The following is a 21,479-nucleotide window of genomic DNA, read 5'->3' on the forward strand; positions in this document are numbered from 1 at the left end:
AGCTAAGGATCCAAGCCTATCCGTATAAATAATGATAGTAATATTGTAACCGATCTGTCTCCATGCTGTGAGTAGAGAATTGAAATGAGGTTATGATAACGCTATTCTTATAGTAAATGGACTTGCCCCAGAGCATAATAGGGGAAGACCTAAATTCATGCTATCCCAAACGTTAAGGAGTGATGCTGCATGACAGGAGACAAGCTGACCAAAGAACGACAGCTAACCAAAACAAAGCAATGGGAACAAGCCCTTAACCACCTTTATATCAACTTTTGGGATTACAGCCATGACGCATTAAATAAATTCGCGGATGAAGATATCCACCAGGCAAGAGTGAACTGCCGTAAGCTGCTAAGTCTATTATCCATTCTTGATCCGCGGCACACTTCAGGCCTGTACCCTATTTTCAAAAAAGCGCAAAAGAGATTAGGTAAAGTGAGAGATGCAGATGTTCTAATAGAATCTTTCAAGAACAAGTGCAAGCAAGCGAAGGAGAACGGAGATTCCAAAACTGCAGACCTGTTAAAGGCAGTGATTGCTTACCAAAAGGACAAGCGCAAAACTTACCGCAAGAAGCTCGCTAAGGAGCTGCCTGAACTAATCAATGAAGACCTCGAGGAAAAGTGGAAGACCTTCCTAAGCGAGCAGCTTGAAGCCCTAGCCGCCAAAAAGAATGTTAACGTTGTTATGCGTGAGCTTGAGATCGCTTATGAGCAGAAGAAAAAAACCTGTAAAGCTATTTTCCATGAAGACAATGCCGAATCTAAAGACGCCTTCGACGCTTTGCACCAGCTAAGAATCGCTGCTAAGGAACTGCGTTATACCGCGAGTGCGGCCGATTTTGCGTTAAATCAGAAATTTCATGCGCATGAGGAGATCTATAAGGAGATTCAAGATCAACTTGGGCTGATTAACGACAAACGTCTATGGCTGGAAACACTGAATGCTATTGGACGTGAAGAGCTGGACATCGGTAAAAAAGCATGGAATGCCTTCACGTCGCAATTAAAGGATGAAGTGCTCGATGCACTGCATCATAATGATGTCATTCCTATCCAGACACAAACGAAGTAGCTCCATACAACATTGCAAATGGTCCTTTCTATTCAGCCGTTGTATCTGATGCACCATACTCTTCAATATTCAGTTTCACTTCATAGGTAATCGGAATCTCGCTAAAGGTTTCATCCCAGTTATCCTCTACGCTCCGCCATACGGCTGGATGTTGAATACGCAAAGCGTTGCCGAAACCTGCAACCTCTGTATGCAGCTCCTTCTGCATTTTTTTCACAGTGACCTGAAGCATGTCTAAGACATGCTTCTCCAGCACTGCTTTATCCTCCTTTACAATTCCGTCATGTAACTTTTTTGCACTCTTGGCAAAAGCCTCACCATATCTCCCCGTAGATTCTATTTTCACATGAAAGGAGATCTTCCCATCCTTCACATTGGCCTTATACTTGCTACCCAGGGATTTGATTTCATAGGTAATGAGCTTATTGTTAGACGGGTCGTATGCTTTGAGAGCACCCCCCTCTCCCTTTCCAGTCAGCCAGACCATTCCTTCCAGCTCCGATGCATCTAAAAAACCAACGAGCTTTCCCGTTTTCCCTTTAATTACGCCTGCTCCATCCAGCTTTGTCTCCTTCTCTTTTTCTAAAGAAATTACATTCTGCAACATGAAACTTCTTTTACCATGCAAAGGACCCGCTACTTTAGCTATTGAAACCGGCTCCCATATCCTCGTGCTCCGACTTCTATTCACAAAAATCCCCTCTAATACAAATGAAGGGGTTTGGCCCGGCAGCGCATTTTCCAATACATCTTTGGCTTTTCCCTTGCTGACATATAGTAGAACACTAGGACGGATATCGTTATCCCTGCTAAAGAAATCAATTAACTCAGAAAACTTGGTGGAGCGTGCAAGCTTCTCACCGATCACAATGACCTTAAGGTGATGTCCGATTGGAGTACGTCTAGTACGCAGTGAAAGTGCCCGTAATGCTTCAAACATCGAATCACTTACTTCACTCATGTTATAGTAATTTCTGGTTGAGGATGGGGAAGCCCCAGACTTCATACCTGACCCTCCTGAGCCTTGAGGAATCGTAAACTGGTAGGTACTCATTATTTGGGCAGGCATAGGATTTCCCCCGCCTCCTTGCTGGGTTGCCTCCTCATCCCCTGTCTCCTCCGCACTGTCCAGGGCAACACCAATCTCCATACTTAACTCCTCAACAGGTGTGCTGCTCCAGCAGCCAGTCAACAAAGTACATAATATAAGAAATGTAATCGACACTCTCCATTTTTTCATGAAGCAGTCCTCCGGAAATGTGCGATGATCAACAGCGGCAATGGAATTAATCCAAATAAAACGATCATCCAATTACCTACGACTGTCCCTAATGCAAATAGAGCATTCACATTTGGTGGCATTCTGGAAACTACATAGGCTAATGGAAGTATAGCCAATAAGCAGCTATTAAATCGTTTATGAAATATTTGAGAAACTCCCAAAGCAGCAGCATAAATAGTGATGCAGAAGGTGCAGAAAATTTGCATAATCCAAATTACCAGTAGCAACGATTCAAACCTCTCAAAAATAAGATAATTCACCTCAAAGCTTCTCACTAGATCAAGAAATGGCCAAGTTCTTGTGACCACTCCATCTATAGAAAACGCACCAATAGTCATTACAACAGCTAAAAGATAAAAGAACGTTGATATACATGATCCAGCAATAATTACCTTTACTGCTTTTTGTGGCTTATCCATAAAAGCAACAACGAACAGCATCGCTTCACCAGCAGTAAAAGTCAGAATGGTTGGCCTGATGCCCTTCCATACCGGTCCTAAACCATCTCCAAGGAAAGGCCGCAAATTATCGATATCGAAAACTTCAATACTAAGCAAGCATACTCCAACAAAAACTGTCCAAGTAATCGGAACAATCAACCTACACATGCTAGTGATAGCATTAAGTCCTCCTCTGCATAAATAGAAGGCTATCCAAATAAACACAGCAACAATAGCCCAAGGAGGGGTTCCCTCCAACAGAAAAAAAGAGGTCACTTCCTGTACGGAACGTGCTTCAAAACTGGCTATACACAGAAAATAAACAATCACTAATATAGAGAGCATCACTCCAAGTGGCTTGCCAATGATTTTCCCGCTAAATTGAAAAATAGTTTGACCTGGAAACCGTTGGCTAAGTTTCACTATAATTAAACCTGTTAAAAAGGTAATTACTCCCCCTAAAAAAACGGAGATCCACACGTCTGGAGTTTCACTAGCCTCTGCAATCGTCCGAGGAAGTGTAAGTATCCCTGCCGCTATAGTATAATTGGCTAGTACGATCGTCGCTTGAACAGCAGTAATTCGGTCCTTCACCTCGGTACTCATATTCGCTTCCTCCTTTACTTCGATCTCTCACCCTTTGCGTCGGGGGTCCTTCGGCTTCAACAGCGTAGGGCGGCCTGTTAGAAATTGCAGTGGCATACGGAATATAAAATCTTTCCAATCCTTAATCTTATACGGTATAAACATGCCAAGATAAGGCATGCCGAAGCTTTTTAGCTTGATTAAATGGGCACTCAGGAAAAGGAAAAATAACACAACTCCATATAATCCAAAGACTGCTGCAGAAAACATCGCTATAAAACGGAGCATACGCAGCGTCATTCCCGCACTATACATAGGGATGGTGAAGGAGGAGATTGCTGTAACTGAAACAACGATGACTAGAATTGGACTCACAATTCCCGCTTCTACTGCGGCTTGGCCGATGATTAGACCGCCAACAATCCCCATCGCGGGACCGATAGGTTTAGGTAGCCGGAGTCCAGCCTCCCGTAATATTTCGATTGAGGTCTCCATAATCAAAGCTTCGATTAATACCGAAAAAGGTACACCTTGGCGGGAGCTGATGATTGAAATGGCCAACTTTGTCGGAATCAATCCCGGCTGAAAGGAGAGGAAGGAAATATATAGTGCCGGTGCAAACATTGATATCAATGCGGCGAGAAAACGCAGTAAGCGCACCAACGACCCCACCATCCACCGATCGTAATAATCCTCTGGGGATTGCAACAGCATCCCGAAGGACACGGGCATGATCAAGGCAAAGGGTGTGCCATCCAGCAGGATAGCTACTCTCCCTTCCAATAACGCTGCCATTACGCGGTCAGGTCTTTCCGTATTCTGAATCTGCTGGAATGGAGTGAAGCTATTATCTTCGATTAATTGCTCCACATAACCAGATTCTTGCACATCATCTATATCAATCGTCCTAATTCTTCGTTTAACTTCTTCGACAAGTTCATCATTCGCGATATCTTTGATATAAGTTAGAACCAGATCCTTCTTCATCCTCTTTCCTACAGTAAAAGAAATCATGGCTAGCTCTGTGCTCTGCCCATGTCGGCGCAGTAATGCCGTGTTATCACTTAACGTCTCATTAAACCCGCTTCGAGATCCCCGCAAGACAGCTTCTGATTCAGGCTCCTCTATCCCTCTTGTGTTCCCCTTCGGGGTGCTGAGCACAATAGCCTCCGGTATCCCTTCTACTAACAGCACTACAGAGCCGAACAATACCTTTTGAAGGGAGAGCTTCACATTATCCGTAAACTCAACTTCCGAAATAAGCACGATCTCATGAATGAGAATATCTTTTAGATCCTTGGCTTCCGGTATCGTATGGGGATCTTTAAAAACCTTATAGGCATCCATTAAAGGCTTCAGAATATTCCGATCCATTTTATCTTTATCTGTCAGTCCATCTACAAATATAAGGGCCGCTTGCAGCTTTATACCTCCGATACGCAACTCCCGAAAACTCACATCATGCATATCTGTGCTCATCTCTTTAAATCTTTGCAAATCCTCCCGAAATTGACCGCTATAGCTTGCTTCTGTAGGAGATTCTTCACTGATTCCAACGGAATCGTCCGCCTTAGTAACCTTTTTCGTATTGCTAGAACCTAGAGATGCTTCTCCGTAAGGAACCCCACCACCTATGCTGCCGGCAGCTTTTTTTGCTCTAGTACTTATCGTATCTTCCTTTACATTAGCCCAACTCATTATCCGGATTAGAATAAACGGAACGAAAAAGATCATAATAGCTTGGAAAATCACACTCCATTTAGGAATTATCTCTAGAATAATATTCCACACCCTCATCACCTCCTTTATAGCTGTGTTCGTATTTTTTACCGAAGATGGGTAAATCATGCACGCAAAAAAGACCCCACAATATGGAGTCTCCCTAATTTCATCTTTAAAATTATCGCCTTATGCTTGAAGAACCTTGTTCAGTATGCCTTGGTAGGCTGCTTTCGGACGCAGACCGACCAGCTTTTCCACGGGCTGCCCCTCTTTATATACAATGACTGTAGGCATCCCCATAACACCCGCTTCTCCAGCCAAATCCGGCAGTTCATCACAATTCACCTTAACAATAGAAACATCGTCTCCATATTCCTGGTGAAGATCTTCCAGAACAGGCAGCAGCACCTTACAAGGGGGGCACCATGGCGCACCATAATCCACCAGTACCGTTCCTCCACCACGTATTTCTGACCGCACCCAATCCGCACTATCGGCATTTATAATAGACATTTGCCATTCCTCCTCATATTTTTCAACACCAGCAGTACTATTCCAAGTTCTCCAGTGGACACGTTCCCAACTTGCTCTCATCCTGCTCCTGCAGAATAGATGCCATTCGTTCTTCCAAATTCCTCTTGATCTGATTCAGCTCTACAAGCTGACGTTCAATATCTTCCAATTTACTGCGGTATAGTGGCATCACTTCTGCGCAGAAAGCTTCTTTGTTCTTCAAGACACAATGTAGAAAGCCCGCGATCTGCTCTGTCGACAGACCCAGGTTCAAATATAGTTTAATCGTTTCTACCGTCTCTACAGCAAGTGAAGAATACTCCCGATATCCGTTGGCCTGACGGATCGGCGAGATTAATCCTTGACTCTCATAGTAACGAAGTGAACGGACGCTTACGCCCGTCAGTTTAGCAAGTTCACCTATTTTCATAGCATTCTCCCCGGGGTTCATGAGAATTGTTCTACACCAGTATAAACCCTGACACCAATGTTAGAGTCAACAAAAAAAATCCAACCGCAGCTAACCCGCAGTTGGACTCGTGTTTTATGTTACAACAGGTATATCCGCTTATATCCTACAATAATCCTGCCGCCCAAAGTCCACCTCTAAGAATCATCTGGCGAAAGGGCTCTACGGAAAATGACGGCAAATGATGACCAGGCATTAAATAAACAACCCGGCCTAGACCAAATTCATGGCACCAAGCCGCCTGTCTCATTGCCCCATCATGAGGATATTCCATAAGCACAGTTGTTTCGAAATAGGGATGCTGCTCAAAATAATAAGGCTCATCATCGATCACAAATTCTTCGATTCCCTGCATAATGGGATGCTCCTGTACCGGTATGGACATCTGGAGCGAAGTGAATTCTGGATGATGAGTGAAATGCGCTCCCAGCATAGCGCCTAGCTCCTGATTACGCTGTAAGGAGATTCCGTTATGTACCACTAGTAATCCGCCACCGTTAGCCACATAGGAGAGCAATGCGCTGCTTTGTTCCGCCGGTATTTTATCATCAGAGAATTCGGTATAGGAGATTACCAGCTTGTAATCAGATAATGTTTCTTTATTAAGCAGCCCATAATCCTCCGAGGAGAATACCTGCAGGTCATTGGCAAGGATCTGCTCAATCTCCCAGTCTACTCCCGCAAATGGGTGATATTTAACCTCCGAATAACTTCCGAGTGCCAGTGCTTTTAGTGTAGACATCCTATCATCGCCTTTCTTCGTGTACTTTTTTGATTACAGGAAGACCATCTACCAAGGCCATGTATTTCCATCCACATCAAGATAGGCCGGCTCATCCCCTAGATGCTTTTTATACTCCATAACCTGACTTATAATCTGGTCTGCGGACACATCAGGTGAAATATCCGCTTGCTCATTTTTTTCGCCATGCATATAAGTCTTCATCCAGCCGGGGTGAAACACCATCACTTGACCCCCAAGCGTCTTTAGATGATTGTGCATCAGGGAGGATTGCATATTGAGAGCCGCCTTAGACATGCAGTAGCCGTACATATTAATACGTTTATTTCTGCCAATGCTGCCCGCTTCCGAAGAAATATTAACAATCAATTTATCCTTACTTTGCAATAAAAGTCCCATAAGTGCATTGCTGACTCTCAACGCGCCTAGCGTATTCACATTATAAATCTCTGCCATGCCGTCATCATCCATATCCACCAGCATCGTAGCATCATCTGCGGAATGAATAATTCCGGCATTATTAATAAGAATATCAACATGCCCCGTTCTGCTGGCGATAGCCCTTGCTGCCTGCTTTACACTATCCTTACTACCAATATCGAGTGGAATAAGTTCCAACTGTTCCGGATACTCCTCTTTAAGCGCTTTCAATTCATCTGCGTCTCTCATGTATTGTCCAGCAAATACTGAGAACTGTTTCTCTAAAAGAGAGTGTACAAGAGACAATCCAAGACCCCGATCAGCTCCAGTCACACATGCGACTCTGTTCATTCTTATCAACACTCCTACCTAGTAAGAATTATTGAAGCAAGTTGTCTTCCTTTCACCTTAGCATGCCATCCCCTTTTTTTCAACGCGCTAAAATGAGGGTTTGGTCATCCTTGGATTAGCTGCTCCAGAATCCTTTTTGTTTTAAATTTAATATATGTTACAATCATGATTACAGGTTGTTAACAACACAATGGTTAGTAAAATAACGATCCCAGGAGGGTGATATCTATGTCTATTCAACAACTTCATTCATTGGAAGATCTTGAGCAGTATGTGGCTAAACCTGGCAAGAAGCTGCTGTTCAAACACAGCACTACCTGCCCGATTAGCGCCAAAGCTAATGAAGAATTCCAGGCTTATCTAAAGGATGCGGATACTGCAGCAGCAGTGGTTCTAGTCATCGAGGATCGTCCAGTTTCCAATCAAATTGCCGAGGATTTCGGGATTAAGCATGAATCTCCACAGCTCTTCCTGCTTGAGGATAATGAGGTTCGCTGGAACACTTCCCACTGGAAGATCACAAGAGATGCTATCAAAGAGGCTGTGAACCAATGAGCCAGCAAGTAATTGTTTATTCAACAGCAGGCTGCAGCGACTGTAATCTGGTCAAACAATATCTTACGGAGCAAGGTATCCCTTTTGAAGTAAGAGATGTTATGACTAGCACCGTCTATCAAGAGGAAGTCGAAAAGCTTGGTTTCATGGGTGTTCCTGTTACTGTAGCAGGGGATCACGCCACCAAAGGATTCAATCTTCCCGAGCTGAAAGCACTTCTCGAAGCTGCTCAGTAATTCATTCGTTTAATTATTTAGCACTTGATATATGCTTACAAAAAAGGGGATTCCAGCAGCCACTCGGCAAGGAATCCCTTTTTTTCATTGTTCTAAAGCTTAGGGTTCCTCACGCATAAGATTTGCCACGACCAGTACATCTACATTTCTGGCCGAACGCAAAATCTGTTTAGTGACATCCCCGCGTAGCCATTTGCGCACCCATGAGCGTTGGGACTGGCCGATAATAATCTGTGTGCTCTGTAAGGCTTGAGACCTTTCAAGCAGCAAGGAAGACACTCGTGCCGGGAGCACGTTAGGAATCATCTTAAACGTTCCACCCAGTCGTTCCGTCAATTCTTTCAAATCATTAATTCGTTTATCGTAAGAAGGCCCGCTCTGCTTATATTCCTGTACGTACGTAACATACCAGCAAGCTTTTAGACGATAGGCAATCCTAAAACCGCGCCGAATCAGACGTTCCGCATGATCTCCTAAGGTGATGCACACATAGATCACTTCCTGCCGCCGCCAAGGTCCCCGCAGCGACCCGACACGTTCCCAGGCCTCCAGACGTTCATCCACATCATCAGCAATTTCCCGCAGCGCCAGTTCACGGAGGGCGATTAGATTGCCGATTTTGAAAAAAGCACCCAGCGCCTGATCCACTTTGGTCATCGCATATATTTTTCCATCCTTCATCCGCTCTTGCAGTGTTTTGGGGGATACATCGATAAGTTCAACTTCGTCGGCCCGTTGCAGAATGCTGTCTGGGAAAGTCTCTCTAACTCTAACTCCGGTAATTTGTTCTACCGCATCATTCAAGCTTTCTAAATGCTGAACATTCACTGTGGAGATTACAGAGATCCCCGCATCCAATAACTCCATAACATCCATATACCGCTTCTTATGCTTGCTGCCCGGCATATTGGTATGTGCCAGTTCATCTACCAGTACGACCTCCGGATTACGCTTAATAATAGCTGCCGTATCCATTTCCTCAAGGACAGTCCCCCGATAGTCAATGCTCAGTCGCGGAAGGATCTCCAGCTCACCGATCTGTTCAAGCGTTTCTTTACGTCCATGCGTTTCTAGTAGTCCAATAACAACATCGATCCCTCTCTTTAAGAGATCATTTCCTTCTCGCAGCATCTTATAAGTCTTGCCCACCCCGGGAGCAGCACCAATGTACACTTTAAATGTGCCCCCACGAATCGCATCGATTTTATCCTTTACTTCCTGAGTGCTTAATCTGTGATAAGCATCAGCTTTCCGCTCATTTCGGCTCTGCCGGGTAGGAAGAACACGTTCTCCCTCACGCTCAGCACGATCAGCCACGAAAAACACATCTACTCCGCGGATTTGCTTTAACAATGAGTTAGCAATCGAACCCTTCCACAGCTCCTGCCACGCCGTTTGCTTAGAGTGACCCATAACGATACGGGTAATATTATGCTGGATAGCGTATTTCACTAGAAGTCCCGGAATCTCCCTCTTCGAGCGAAAAGAAATCTCCTCCATCGAGGCCCCAATCTTCTCAGTCAGCTTCCATAGGGATCGCTTGAAGGTTGCTGCTTCCTTAGAGGGCGTCAGGCCCTGCTTCCAGAAGGATACCACCGCCAGATCTCCGTTTAACCGTTTAGCGATTTGCTGCCCACGGCGGATATGAATCGAGCCATTCCAATAATACTGTGCAGACACCAACACTTTTTCGGCAATCCCCGAAGCCCCCAGCAATCCTTGCTCCTCCCGATGCTTCTCCAGCGAACCATTAACATCCTCCGCAACCATTCTCAGCGCCAGCTCCCGCAGCTTGCTTAGATTCCCTTTGTTAAAAAGCGAAGTCCGCTGCTTCTTGCCCAAATGTCCTTCGGACAAACGTTGAAGTATCTTTTCCGGAGTCACATCAATTAGAACGATATCATCTGCAAGGGTGAGCACTTCCGCGGGCAAGGAATATTCCACCTCAATCCCCGTCCACTTCCGCGCTAGATCTGCTGCGCCCTCCAGCTCGTATACGTTTACAGTTGTGATGACACTAATTCCACAGCCCAATAAATATTTGATATCCTCCAGCCTAGTTGATCTCTCCGCACCCTCGCGATTATGATGAGCCAATCCATCGGTCAGTACAACCTCTGGATTACGTGCCACAATGGCCTCCACGTCCAGATCCTTCTTCTCGATCTCCTTCTGAAACCAATGAATACTTGGAATCCGTTCCAAGTCACCCAGCTGATCCCTTGTTTCTGGACTCTGGTTGGTTGAAACCGCACAGATTACAACATCGATGCCCTGTGCTTTCAGCGCCTGACCCTCACGCAGCATCTGATAGGTCTTGCCTGATCCACTGACCGGACCTATATAGATCTTCAGGCGTCCACGATGCAGCTCATAAATAGAGAGCAGCAGTTCCTCCGGCGTCTTCCTCCGATATGTTCCCATCAAGACCACTCCTTAATAACCCGTTCATCCATTCACTCTTCTATGCCAGAAAGCAAGATATCCCTGACCCAGTTTGAACAATCGGGCAGGGATATTAGCTATATTTATTTGTTCGTTAATTTCTGCAGCTCCATGTTCAGCTTCAGAACATTTATCCGCTTTTCACCAAACAGCCCTAGATCGCGACCTTCGGTCTGCTTATTCACTAGCTCTTCCAGCTGCGTAGCTGGAATCCCGGTCAAATTACTGATCCGGGGAATCTGCACGATTGCTGACGCAGGAGTGATATGCGGATCAAGACCTGAACCTGAGTTGGTTACTAAATCAACCGGCAGCTTGTTTACAGGCACATCCGGATTATCCAGCTGCCACTGTGTAATGGAATCCTTCGTCCGCTGCAGCATATCCAGGTTGGATGGGCCGTAGTTATTGGAGCCTGAAGCTTCCGCTTTATAATCAATGCTGGATACACGGCCATGGAATAATGCCGGGTCCGTAAAGCTTTGCCCGATGAGTTCTGAGCCCACAACTACTCCAGCGTCATTCTTCAGCTGACTGCCGTTTGCTTGCGATGGCATCAGAACTTGAGCAATCGCTGTAGTAGTCAGAGGATAAATCACTCCGCAAAGAACAACAAACACTAGACATAGCCGTAATATAATAAAGAAATTAGCACCCTTCGATGATGACAACTGTTCTTCAGCGTCCGCAATCGATTTTCTGTTATTCACGATGCTTTCACCCTTTCAATGATTAGTCAATCCGTTGTTATATCCATACACTTACGAGCAAATCAATAAGTTTGATGCCCGCAAAAGGAACGACTACTCCACCTAAACCATAGATAAAAATATTACGTCCCAGCAGCTTCGTAGAACTCATCGCTTTATACGAGACACCTTTCATAGCCAATGGGATCAGCAGCGGAATAATAATCGCATTAAATATTAATGCAGATATAATTGCCGAGCTAGGTGAACCCAATCCCATGACATTCAGGGCTTCCATTTCAGGAATAGCGAGCATGAACATTGCCGGAATAATTGCGAAGTATTTAGCGATATCATTCGCAATACTGAACGTTGTCAACGCGCCCCGCGTCATCAGTAGCTGTTTACCAATAGCTACAACCTCAATGATCTTCGAGGGATCGGAGTCCAGATCAACCATGTTTGCTGCTTCCTTAGCGGCTGTAGTCCCGCTGTTCATCGCTAAGCCCACATCAGCTTGGGCAAGGGCAGGTGCGTCATTCGTACCATCACCAGTCATTGCCACCAGCTTGCCTTCGTTCTGCTCGCGGCGGATAACTGCTATTTTATCCTCAGGTGTACTCTCTGCAATAAAATCATCTACCCCTGCTTCACGGGCAATAGTAGCTGCGGTCAGCGGATTGTCCCCTGTACACATGATAGTTTTGATTCCCATTTTTCGCAGCTCATCAAACCGCTCTTTCATGCCTGGCTTAACTGTATCCTTTAAGTAAATAAGTCCATAAATCCGGTTGTCTACCGCAACAGCAAGCGGGGTCCCCCCCATCCGAGCGATAGCATCGGAATTACTGTCGAGGTTCGCGGGAATGACTCCGCCCTTCGACTGTACCCATTTCTTCACGGAATCGACTGCCCCTTTACGAATAGATCGTCCATCACGCAGATCTATACCACTCATCCGGGTCTCAGCCTTAAACTCTACGAACTCTCCGCCTTCAGCAAGTTTGCTGTCATAGCTACGTTCCAGCTTCTTAGCTAGCTCAATAACAGAACGTCCTTCCGGAGTCTCATCCTTTAGCGAACTAATAGCTGCCCAAGCCGTAAGCTCAGCTTCCGTTTCATCTCCAACTGGCACAAAATCACTCGCCATCCGGTTTCCGAAAGTAATCGTACCGGTCTTATCTAGAATCATTGTATTAATGTCGCCGGCAGCTTCAACGGCCTTCCCTGACATAGCAAGGACATTAAACTGTGTGACGCGGTCCATCCCTGCTATCCCGATAGCGGAGAGTAGGCCCCCGATTGTGGTCGGGATCAGACAGACCAGCAAGGCGATCATAACAGGAATATCTAGATCAACGCCCAGATAAGTAGCAATTGGCCGCAAGGTCACTACTACAATCAGGAAAATCAACGTCAGACTGATCAAGAGTGTATTTAGTGCAATTTCATTGGGTGTCTTTTGACGTTTCGCCCCTTCAACGAGGGAGATCATCCGATCCAGGAATGACTCACCGGGATCACTGGTAATTTTGACTTTAATCTCATCACTGACTACCCGGGTGCCGCCTGTGACTGAGCCAAAATCTCCGCCGGCTTCCTTAATAACAGGTGCAGATTCACCTGTAATTGCAGATTCATCTACGGAGGCCAGCCCTTCAATTACTTCACCATCGCCAGGGATAAGTTCTCCCTGACTGACGATGACAATATCTCCTTTACGAAGCTCGGAAGAAGAAACGGTCTTCACAGACCCTCCAACGAGTTTGTTAGCTGTGATATCCTGTTTCGTTTTCTTGAGTGAATCCGCCTGGGCTTTCCCGCGGCCTTCAGCCAGCGCTTCAGCGAAGTTGGCAAACAGCACTGTGAATAGCAGAATGAACAACACTGTGATATTGAAGCCTACCGATTTCTCTGCATTAAAATATCCGGGGGCCAGTACCATAAGCAATACAATAATCGTACCGATTTCGACTACGAACATGACCGGATTTTTGATTAACGTCACCGGGTTAAGCTTAATAAAGCTATCCTTTACAGCGCTTAGGAGTATGGGTCCCGTCAGCAGCTTTTTTCTTTTTACAGTACTCATCTTGTTCTCCCTCTTCCTACCGTAAGGTCAAATATTCTGCAATCGGGCCGAGCACAATGACCGGCAGAAACGTCAGAGCCCCGATAATTACAACGGTACCAATCAGAATTCCGGTAAACAGACCATTGTCTGTGCGGAATGTGCCAATCGTCTCAGGAACTGGCTTCTTCTGGATCAGTGAGCCTGCTACTGCCAGCATCGCGATTATAGAGACATAACGGCCAAGCAGCATTACGATCCCGGTTGTAACATTCCAAAAGGTGGTGTTGTCCGCAAGCCCTTCAAATCCTGAACCATTGTTCGCGGCAGAAGAGACATATTCATATAACACTTGGCTAAGTCCATGGAATCCGGGATTCGTGATGGAACCGTTGCCCAAGTCCGTTAAGAACGCACCTGCTGTTGGTACAAGGATAATGAACGGATGCACAAGGATAGCAATCGCAATCAGCTTCATCTCCTTGGCTTCTATCTTTCGCCCGAGAAACTCTGGTGTTCTGCCGACCATTAGTCCACATAAGAAGACGCCCATGATGGCATACATCAGCATATTGATTAGTCCGACACCTTTTCCCCCGAAGACGTTGTTGAGCATCATTAGGGCCAGAGGGGTAATGCCACCCAGCGGTGTCAGCGTATCATGCATATTGTTAACACTACCTGTCGTAGCTGCCGTTGTTACCGAAGTGAACAGCGAAGATTGCGGGATACCAAAACGCACCTCTTTACCTTCCATGCTGCCTTGCGAAGACTCGATCCCCAGCGCATTGATAGCTGGATTGCCTTTGGTTTCCGCATAATAATTCAATCCCAGCAGTAATACGAACAAGGTCATCATTGCTGTGAAAATCACCCAGCCCTGACGTTTGTTCTTAGCAAACAATCCGTACATATATGGCAAAGAGGCTGGCAGCATCCACATAGAGAGAATCTCCAGAACGTTCGTAAGTGGATTAGGGTTCTCAAAAGGATGCGCTGAATTGGCTCCGAAGAAGCCGCCACCATTCGTACCTAAGTGTTTAATTGATTCCAAAGAAGCGACTGGACCGATAGCGATTTGTTGCGTCTGCCCTTCGAGTGTAGTGACCTCAAGCGATGGCTTGAGCGTTTGTGGCACATGCAATCCTACCAGCACCAATGAAACTAGCAGAGCTAATGGAATGAATACACGAATATGTGCTTTTACGAAGTCCTCGAAAAAGTTCCCGACTGATTTCTGTCCTGTAATCCCTCTGACAAAAGCAACCGCAACAGAAAATCCGCTCGCTGCAGACGTGAACATCATCATCGTGATGACTGCCATTTGTGAAAAATACGATAGTCCCGTCTCCCCGCTATAATGCTGCAGGTTCGTATTGGTCATAAAGCTGATCACCGTATTGAATGAAAGCGTCTGTTCCATATCGGCAATTCCATTCGGGTTCAGCGGCAATCCCCGCTGTAATCTTAGAAAAATATAACTGAAAGCAACCAGTACGATATTAGTTAAAACAAAGCTGAGTGCATACTTCTTCCAGGACATTCCGTCCCGTTTTTTCAGGCCGATCAGCTTATAAATACCTTTCTCTGTGCCTGCAAACCAGCGATCCGTACGATTCGGTTCGTTAGAAAATACATGATATAAATACGTTCCCATCGGCTTGACCAGCAAGATGAGAATTACAATTACGACGACTATTTGCAAAATGCCCATGAATGCCCCTCCTTAAAATTTCTCAGGATGAATCAACGCGTAAACCAGATATATAAACAACAGTAGGGTAACAGCGATTACTAGAATCACAGCTTATCCCTCCCCGTATCCTCAACTACACCTGCGCACCAGCGCATAAAGCCATAAAATAACCCGTAAATTACAGCTAACGAAGCCACCATATACAGATCCACCATATCTTCCGCACTCCTTCCATTATCCTTGATGAGGTGATCTATCGATTAGAAAATCAGCATCACCACTATGGGAATAGATTACATAGCTCGCACCAAGTCTTTTATAGACCAATCTAGGATTTATTGAACTTGTAATCACAAAAATCGGCTGTGTCGTCCAGGTACGGCACATCTGAATATAGCGGCAGCAAAGCGGAAAGCTGCTCTCAAACAGATATACCCTGCCTACCGGGAACGATGGGCGAAACCAAGTGCTCTGATGACGGGTATCCACTAGAATAACCTGCTCAATCCCGAGCTCCTCAAGTAAAGCTTTCTCAGCCACATTGTTGGTTAATCCCGCCATCTTAATACCCCTGAACTTCAGAAGTTTAATGAAATGTTCTCCCGCCTTTGTAGGCGCACATACAAGCACATATTCATTCTGATCCGTCATCTTTTTTTCTCCTCCTGCTCATTTACAACAAGGAGGCAACGAAAATCTCCGAAAGGATGTTGACCTATCGTCATTTTCGGGCACAACCTAAAGCTCGGTTGTGTCACGTCATTAGACGCTGCCTTACAAATACCGCTAATGATGAATTTAGCGACCTCTTAGGGGAGGCCTCCATAAATGCTTTGCTTCTAAGAGCACAGCAAAAAGCCACAAAGGATCTCCTCTGTGGCTCGCTAGCGGTCACATTGCACTCATCCTCTCTCCATACGCTTACGAGGTTAGCTGTCGGATTCGGGCGGTGAGAGTCGCCCTACCTGTATAGATGCGAGCTCACTCACACCCTCTACAGGATTCACCCCATAATCGGCTTCCGACTCTCACATCGGCTGCCGATTGTTGGTTCCCCCGCTTTCCTTACCGGAAATTAAGCGGATCAAATATTCGATTGTCGTTGAAACAGGAGTAATCATACTCTTATGCACGAAGACTTGTAAAACCTGAATGATGCCAAAATAATGCAAATTAAAAACTATTTTCCCATTAGATAGCGCTTACTTGATATCTAATCTCTCTATATCTCTTGTTTACTCGAGTTTGGAGCGTTTAATCGCTATCTATAATACATGTGATTTTATTCACCTTTTTAGAGCGAAAATACTGCAAATTCCCATTATAGGTAGAAACGCAAGAAGCTGAGGCTGAGCGAGAAAGAGGCGCGATAACACGCCATAAATACCTATTTACCTCGTTTTTCAGTCGTAGTCGGCAGGATATGGTTAAAATTGCTCTAAAAGAACATTTTCCGTTTTTTACAGAAAATCTTGAAAAGAGTATGATTCGGGTTGAATCTAATTCATGAAAAACAATCAACGCTGAGTTCCTGCATTCGCAGGGAACGGGGGAACCATCAGGCCACCTGGCCTACTTGGGGTGAATCCAAAGGAGACTGCATAAGTCTCAATAGGTAGGGCGACTCTCACCGTCCGAATCCGACAGCTAACCTCGTAAGCGTAAAGAGAGAGACCCTTGATCCGCCACGCTTTGGCCCAGGTATATCTGCCTGTAATCCAAAACCGCAGCAGAGGTCCTCCTCTTGCTGCGGTTTTTGCGTTACCTGAGCTTATTAGGTGATAGCACGCTGGATGGGGTGAATGTTTTGAAGCACTATTATTTAGGGATACATCAAGGGCTGCTTGAGCCGATAAGTCTAAATTACGTTTGTTTCGGGGCCTTGTGGTTCGAAGAACATAATCACAGGTACATTGTAGGCTATGCATTTGGCCAGAACCAGATCCAAGCCCTTCGCCAGTTCAGCACACCTTCTTCTTGTAAAGACTGTTTAGACTCTAAGATTGTATATGAGATATATAAAAAAATTCGAGAACAACAGCAGCAGCAGGATTGGTCATCACACCAAAAGCTCCCGTGGTTTACAGCCTTCAAGGAGCCTTGGAAAGATGTAAGCGCCGGTTGGTATGTCTTGAGATCCCGCAGCACCTTTCCCTTACATCTATCTGTTATACGAAAAGAGAAGTTCCGACTATGGCTAGAGCATACCGCAGTCTGTGAGAATAAAATGGAAATGCTCGCTTGTGTAGAAAGGGCTAGTGTCACTCATCATGTAGACTTAAAGCTTTTGGAAATCTAAGGAGGAACCCTACTATGGACCAGCGCAGACTATCCCGCATTGAAGTATTTGTATTGGATGAACCCGAGCCTATTCACTATGGAATGGAAGGAGCTGAAGGCTGCCGTTATGGTATTCTGAAGCTCACCTGTAAGGGAGGCTGCAGTTGGGGGGCTTGTCTGATCTCTGCCAACACCAAAAATTTCGATCTCATTAAATGGAGTTCTTTTTTACGGGCCATCTGTCATTGCCGTCTTGAAGAAGCGCTGGACAAGGTCCGCCGCGAAGGTTCAGATTGGGAGCAGGTTAAGCTTGAGCTAGTTCAGGGTGCTTTGCAGGATTTAAAGGCCAAGCTCCAGGGTAAATCCTTGGCAGGGCATATTCAGCAAGGGCGTCTGTACAGTGTTGCAGCAGGGGGGAGCAATTCCAGAAGTGAACGGCTCTACTACAAGCCTTCAAAAGCTTTATCCACTGCCTCCCAGCAGAAACACAGTTGCCCGGAACCAGACACCGCCGATCTCATCAATAAATCCATCTCTTACTTTTCTATATTATAGATTCAAGCAAATCTCTCAATCTGAAAGGATCGTGTTCACCATGCCTGACCCCTTACCTCCCGAGTCCACCTACAGTACTAAATTTGCAGAGTGTGTTCAAAAGTATACTAATGAAGTCTACGTACTTAGTTCCATGTTGTTAGAACAATCTAATGAGGCAGACAAGATTACTATCCGCACCTTCACAGAGCTTCATAAAATATATCGTCAGGATGATTTTGATCCTCAGTTATTCTCTATCCACGCTTACCGCACTTGTATTCACCAGTGTGCTGATTCTTTTGCCCGGCGCTCCCTTCTATCGGCTAAGGCATTACCTTGGGAGGAACAGCTTGTGAAGGTCATGTGGTACGGCCTAAAGCTGCCTCTTTCTCAAATAAGCATTATTCTGCAAAAAAGTGTTCCCGCACTGAAAACACAGCTTAGAGCTCTACGGGAGCAGATGACCACCCAAACGGATATACTAACGAGCGCAAATCTTTCTATAATTTAGTCACTGACTAGAATTCAGACAATCTTTAAGCGCATGAAGCATCTAACGGACTCAGGAGCCTTTAATTGAAGCTTTTCCACAAATATGGCCGGCGTTCGGACTCCAGTAGAAATCCCGAGCGATGAACGTCTTGGATCGTCTTAAAGCAAGCCCTAATCATCTTCCACCAAGGCTTACGGACCCAGATGACGTTACTTACACGTTTATCGCCTTTTGAGCATAGTATCGGACTCCAGTGCAACTATTTGGTTAAAAGAGCTACTAATTCACCATTTTTCATGCCAATAGCAACTATAGTGTCCGATATCTTGCTAAATCTCGATGATTGCTGCATTTAAGTGCTGCTGGGTCCGTTAGCTATATCAGCTCGTATACAAAGAGATTGCCAACTCAAAAACGGGGATATCCCAGCAACCATAAACGGCTGTTAGGATACCCCCGAAAACTCAGTGCCTACTATTACGCTTTACTCTTACGCGCCTTACCGTACATCCACAATCCCGCCAACATCCCCACTATAGCAACACCAGTCAATACGCCTTGAACGAAATCCATAAAAGTGGAGCCATCCGGAAGCATTCTACTAACCGTAGCCAGCGATACCGAACTCATTAAAAGCATAATGGTATATTGTTCGCTTGTAGACATCATTAACACTCCTTAAAAGTTATATGAGGTCTTCTTAGATCTTGTAAGCTTTCATTGCTTTTCTGATTTCTTTAATACTTGGGCGTTTGCCGTACATCAGTACGCCGGTACGATAGATCTTGGCTGCCAGCCATCCGAAGATGAAGGTAGTCACAAGCAGGATCAGAAGCGATACAATGACTTGCCAGATCGCCACCTCGCCGACACCAATTCGGAGCAGCATCGTCAATGGTGAGGTGAAAGGCACATAACTCGCTATCTTAACCACTAGAGTATCTGCATTGGAGATACTGAACAGTGGAACATAGAACGCTACGAAGCCTAACATCATGATTGGCATTACCGCCTGACCGAGATCCTCCGTACGGCTGACAATCGAACCTACAGCCGCATACATCAAGGCATAGAGGAAGTAACCTAATACGTACAAGACAAATCCATAGAGCAGCAAGTTAATATTGAGCTGGCCTAAATCGAGATCAAAATCAGCCAATACAGTCGCATTATGTGGGAGCGTCAAATTGACGACGATCGCTGCGACAAAGATCCCAATTTGCAATATTCCTACTAGGAAAACACCGATAACTTTACCGAACATTTGCGCTAAAGGTGAGGCGCTTGTAATCAAAATCTCCATAATCCGCGAGCTTTTCTCAGAAGTTATCTCTGCGGCAATCATGTTGCCTGTCATCATAATGGACATAAAGAACAACATAAGCATGGCATATACGATAATGTAGTTAATGGCTGGAGTGTCCTCCTGAGAGCTTTCACTGCCACCGCCTGCGTTAAGCTGTTGTGTAGTAATCTGCACAGGCGTTGACATTGCAGCAATCTGTTCAGAGGTCAGCTTGTCGCCAACGATGAATTGTGTGTTTGCTTGCTGAAGTGCATTTTGGAGATAAACTTGCACATCTCCGTTTAGTTCCCCATCATTACTATGATAAGTAACGGGTGGAAGCCCTTCACCAGTAGGTTCCGCAAAAGTAACATAACCTTCTACGGTCTCTTCATCTAATGCTTTCTTTAACTCGGCATCCTCCGCAGAAGCATATTGTACTATCTTAGCCTGTGGCATGCCCTCTGGCGCAGTATAAGCCTTCAACAATTCTGCAACCTGATTTCCCTCTTCAGCAATCACAGCAATTTGAGTAACTTCACTTTTGGCCGAATCACCCTTAAACTGATCGATGATATAGGGAAGATTCATCCCTATGCTGAGCAATAATACTAGAATCAAAGTAGTAATCATAAATGATTTCGTTCTAACTTTATTTTTAAAGGTAAAGCCGATAATTGTCCCCATCTTATTCATTAGATTCACCCACCGCTCTGATAAAGATTTGGTTTAACGTAGGTTCCTTGATTTCAAAATGCTCCACTTCACCCTGTGCTATCGCCTGCTGTAAAATACGCTGTGCTGCACCGATCTCACTGATCGATAACAGATACCCACGCTCCAGCCGTTTAACTGCTGTAACACCTGCGATGGACTCCAAACCTTTTACCTCATTAGCTGTACGCAGCAATACTTCTTCCCGCGGGTAGCCATTCTTGATCGTGCGGATATCCCCTTGAACGACCGTATTGGATCGATCGAGAATCGTAATGTTACGGCATAGCTCTTCCACATGCTCCATCCGGTGCGTAGAGAAGAGGATACTTGTTCCCGAATCACGTAATTCTTTGACCGTATCTTTCAGCAGCTCCACGTTTACTGGATCCAGCCCGCTGAAAGCTTCATCTAGAATCAGAATCTGCGGCTTATGAACGACAGCGGCGATAAAGCCCATTTTTTGCTGATTTCCTTTGGAAAGCTCTTCTATTTTTTTATTGTAATAATCCGGAACCTCGAATCGATCCAGCCAATAGCGCAAGCTCTTATCTGCATCACTAGCTGACATCCCACGCAGGCGGGCCAAGTAAACGATTTGATCGCTGATCTTCACCTTAGGATATAGTCCACGTTCTTCGGGCAGATAACCCATAAGTTGCTGCAGTTCACTGTTGAAAGGTTTTCCGTTATACAAAATCTTGCCTTCATCAGGGTAGATTAGGCCGAGCACCATACGCATCGTGGTTGTTTTCCCCGCGCCGTTCGCCCCCAGTAATCCGTAAATTTCCCCTTTACCTACGGTTAGGTTAATTCCGTTTACTGCGGTTTTTTCTCCATATTGCTTAACTACACTTTCCAGCTTTAAGGCTTCCAT

The 21,479-nt window shown here is 45.3% G+C and carries 22 protein-coding genes and 2 riboswitches; of the genes, 6 read left to right on the plus strand and 16 right to left on the minus strand.

Translation table 11 applies throughout. The features are described 5' to 3' along the window. The first annotated feature begins 189 nt into the window (after window positions 1-189). Window positions 190-1,077 carry a CHAD domain-containing protein gene (locus MHH63_RS21410; RefSeq protein ID WP_341172090.1) on the plus strand — a complete coding sequence of 296 codons (888 nt, stop codon included), beginning with the start codon at window positions 190-192 and terminating at the stop codon, window positions 1,075-1,077. A 28-nt stretch (window positions 1,078-1,105) separates the two neighbouring features. Here the strand turns inward: MHH63_RS21410 and MHH63_RS21415 are convergent, their stop codons facing one another. From MHH63_RS21415 to MHH63_RS21445, 7 genes are all read right to left on the minus strand, one after another. Continuing rightward, a complete protein-coding gene (locus MHH63_RS21415) occupies window positions 1,106-2,317 on the minus strand; it encodes a Ger(x)C family spore germination protein (protein WP_076279643.1) in 1,212 nt (403 codons plus the stop codon). After that, window positions 2,314-3,405, minus strand: a complete 1,092-nt coding sequence (locus tag MHH63_RS21420) for a GerAB/ArcD/ProY family transporter (RefSeq protein WP_076279642.1) — start codon at window positions 3,403-3,405, stop codon at window positions 2,314-2,316. Before MHH63_RS21420 ends, MHH63_RS21415 begins: the two co-directional genes overlap by 4 nt. 27 nt (window positions 3,406-3,432) lie before the next feature. After that, window positions 3,433-5,181 (minus strand): spore germination protein, encoded by a 1,749-nt coding sequence (locus MHH63_RS21425; RefSeq protein WP_341172091.1) that lies wholly within the window; start codon window positions 5,179-5,181, stop codon window positions 3,433-3,435. A gap of 111 nt (window positions 5,182-5,292) precedes the next feature. Further along, the gene (locus tag MHH63_RS21430; protein WP_076124458.1) at window positions 5,293-5,619 is read right to left on the minus strand and encodes a thioredoxin family protein; all 327 of its coding nucleotides are present in this window, start codon (window positions 5,617-5,619) and stop codon (window positions 5,293-5,295) included. 37 nt (window positions 5,620-5,656) lie between these two features. Beyond that, window positions 5,657-6,049 (minus strand): MerR family transcriptional regulator, encoded by a 393-nt coding sequence (locus MHH63_RS21435; protein WP_076185170.1) that lies wholly within the window; start codon window positions 6,047-6,049, stop codon window positions 5,657-5,659. A gap of 145 nt (window positions 6,050-6,194) precedes the next feature. Beyond that, window positions 6,195-6,830 (minus strand): ThuA domain-containing protein, encoded by a 636-nt coding sequence (locus MHH63_RS21440; RefSeq protein WP_341172092.1) that lies wholly within the window; start codon window positions 6,828-6,830, stop codon window positions 6,195-6,197. A gap of 48 nt (window positions 6,831-6,878) precedes the next feature. Next, window positions 6,879-7,601 (minus strand): SDR family NAD(P)-dependent oxidoreductase, encoded by a 723-nt coding sequence (locus MHH63_RS21445; RefSeq protein WP_076185172.1) that lies wholly within the window; start codon window positions 7,599-7,601, stop codon window positions 6,879-6,881. Window positions 7,602-7,829: 228 nt separating this feature from the next. Between MHH63_RS21445 and ytxJ the strand changes: the two genes are divergently transcribed. Then, window positions 7,830-8,156, plus strand: a complete 327-nt coding sequence (gene ytxJ / locus MHH63_RS21450; RefSeq protein ID WP_076185173.1) for a bacillithiol system redox-active protein YtxJ — start codon at window positions 7,830-7,832, stop codon at window positions 8,154-8,156. Next, the gene (locus MHH63_RS21455; RefSeq protein WP_076124465.1) at window positions 8,153-8,392 is read left to right on the plus strand and encodes a glutaredoxin family protein; all 240 of its coding nucleotides are present in this window, start codon (window positions 8,153-8,155) and stop codon (window positions 8,390-8,392) included. The genes ytxJ and MHH63_RS21455 overlap by 4 nt, the downstream gene beginning before the upstream one ends. Window positions 8,393-8,491: 99 nt before the next feature. Here the strand turns inward: MHH63_RS21455 and MHH63_RS21460 are convergent, their stop codons facing one another. The 6 genes from MHH63_RS21460 to MHH63_RS21480 all read right to left on the minus strand — a co-directional run bounded on the left by MHH63_RS21460 (window position 8,492) and on the right by MHH63_RS21480 (window position 15,944). Next, the gene (locus MHH63_RS21460; RefSeq protein ID WP_076220122.1) at window positions 8,492-10,816 is read right to left on the minus strand and encodes a histidine kinase; all 2,325 of its coding nucleotides are present in this window, start codon (window positions 10,814-10,816) and stop codon (window positions 8,492-8,494) included. 104 nt (window positions 10,817-10,920) lie between these two features. Next, window positions 10,921-11,508, minus strand: a complete 588-nt coding sequence (kdpC, locus tag MHH63_RS21465; RefSeq protein WP_405169576.1) for a potassium-transporting ATPase subunit KdpC — start codon at window positions 11,506-11,508, stop codon at window positions 10,921-10,923. A gap of 76 nt (window positions 11,509-11,584) precedes the next feature. Next, complete coding sequence (kdpB, locus tag MHH63_RS21470) at window positions 11,585-13,618, minus strand: potassium-transporting ATPase subunit KdpB (protein ID WP_341172093.1); 2,034 nt, start codon at window positions 13,616-13,618, stop codon at window positions 11,585-11,587. Between the two features lie 16 nt (window positions 13,619-13,634). Further along, on the minus strand, window positions 13,635-15,311 hold the full coding sequence (gene kdpA / locus MHH63_RS21475) for a potassium-transporting ATPase subunit KdpA (RefSeq protein ID WP_076141854.1): 1,677 nt from the start codon (window positions 15,309-15,311) through the stop codon (window positions 13,635-13,637). Between the two features lie 12 nt (window positions 15,312-15,323). Further along, window positions 15,324-15,401, minus strand: coding sequence for a K(+)-transporting ATPase subunit F (gene kdpF, locus MHH63_RS28640; RefSeq protein ID WP_076101420.1), 78 nt, complete (start codon window positions 15,399-15,401; stop codon window positions 15,324-15,326). Between the two features lie 126 nt (window positions 15,402-15,527). After that, a complete protein-coding gene (locus tag MHH63_RS21480; protein WP_076124472.1) occupies window positions 15,528-15,944 on the minus strand; it encodes a hypothetical protein in 417 nt (138 codons plus the stop codon). Window positions 15,945-16,195: 251 nt separating this feature from the next. Further along, a riboswitch (cyclic di-AMP (ydaO/yuaA leader) is annotated at window positions 16,196-16,385 on the minus strand. Between the two features lie 419 nt (window positions 16,386-16,804). Continuing rightward, window positions 16,805-16,969, plus strand: a riboswitch (cyclic di-AMP (ydaO/yuaA leader). An 80-nt stretch (window positions 16,970-17,049) separates the two neighbouring features. On the opposite strand from MHH63_RS21480, the gene MHH63_RS21485 reads away from it, so the two are divergent. From MHH63_RS21485 to MHH63_RS21495, 3 genes are read left to right on the plus strand one after another with little or no spacing between them, the layout of a single operon-like run. After that, complete coding sequence (locus MHH63_RS21485; protein WP_139330148.1) at window positions 17,050-17,592, plus strand: hypothetical protein; 543 nt, start codon at window positions 17,050-17,052, stop codon at window positions 17,590-17,592. A 14-nt stretch (window positions 17,593-17,606) separates the two neighbouring features. After that, complete coding sequence (locus MHH63_RS21490; RefSeq protein ID WP_051490930.1) at window positions 17,607-18,128, plus strand: hypothetical protein; 522 nt, start codon at window positions 17,607-17,609, stop codon at window positions 18,126-18,128. Window positions 18,129-18,168: 40 nt separating this feature from the next. Further along, on the plus strand, window positions 18,169-18,621 hold the full coding sequence (locus MHH63_RS21495) for a hypothetical protein (RefSeq protein WP_076124475.1): 453 nt from the start codon (window positions 18,169-18,171) through the stop codon (window positions 18,619-18,621). Window positions 18,622-19,080: 459 nt separating this feature from the next. On the opposite strand, the gene MHH63_RS21500 is transcribed toward MHH63_RS21495, so the two are convergent. The 3 genes from MHH63_RS21500 to MHH63_RS21510 are packed head-to-tail and all read right to left on the minus strand — an operon-like array spanning window position 19,081 to window position 21,479. Next, window positions 19,081-19,269 (minus strand): hypothetical protein, encoded by a 189-nt coding sequence (locus MHH63_RS21500; RefSeq protein WP_076185179.1) that lies wholly within the window; start codon window positions 19,267-19,269, stop codon window positions 19,081-19,083. A 34-nt stretch (window positions 19,270-19,303) separates the two neighbouring features. Continuing rightward, window positions 19,304-20,584 carry an ABC transporter permease gene (locus tag MHH63_RS21505; RefSeq protein WP_076124479.1) on the minus strand — a complete coding sequence of 427 codons (1,281 nt, stop codon included), beginning with the start codon at window positions 20,582-20,584 and terminating at the stop codon, window positions 19,304-19,306. Next, the gene (locus tag MHH63_RS21510; RefSeq protein ID WP_036676693.1) at window positions 20,577-21,479 is read right to left on the minus strand and encodes an ABC transporter ATP-binding protein; all 903 of its coding nucleotides are present in this window, start codon (window positions 21,477-21,479) and stop codon (window positions 20,577-20,579) included. The genes MHH63_RS21505 and MHH63_RS21510 overlap by 8 nt, the downstream gene beginning before the upstream one ends.

This window comes from Paenibacillus sp. FSL H3-0310, assembly GCF_038002785.1.
GTDB classification, from domain to species: domain Bacteria; phylum Bacillota; class Bacilli; order Paenibacillales; family Paenibacillaceae; genus Paenibacillus_AQ; species Paenibacillus_AQ odorifer.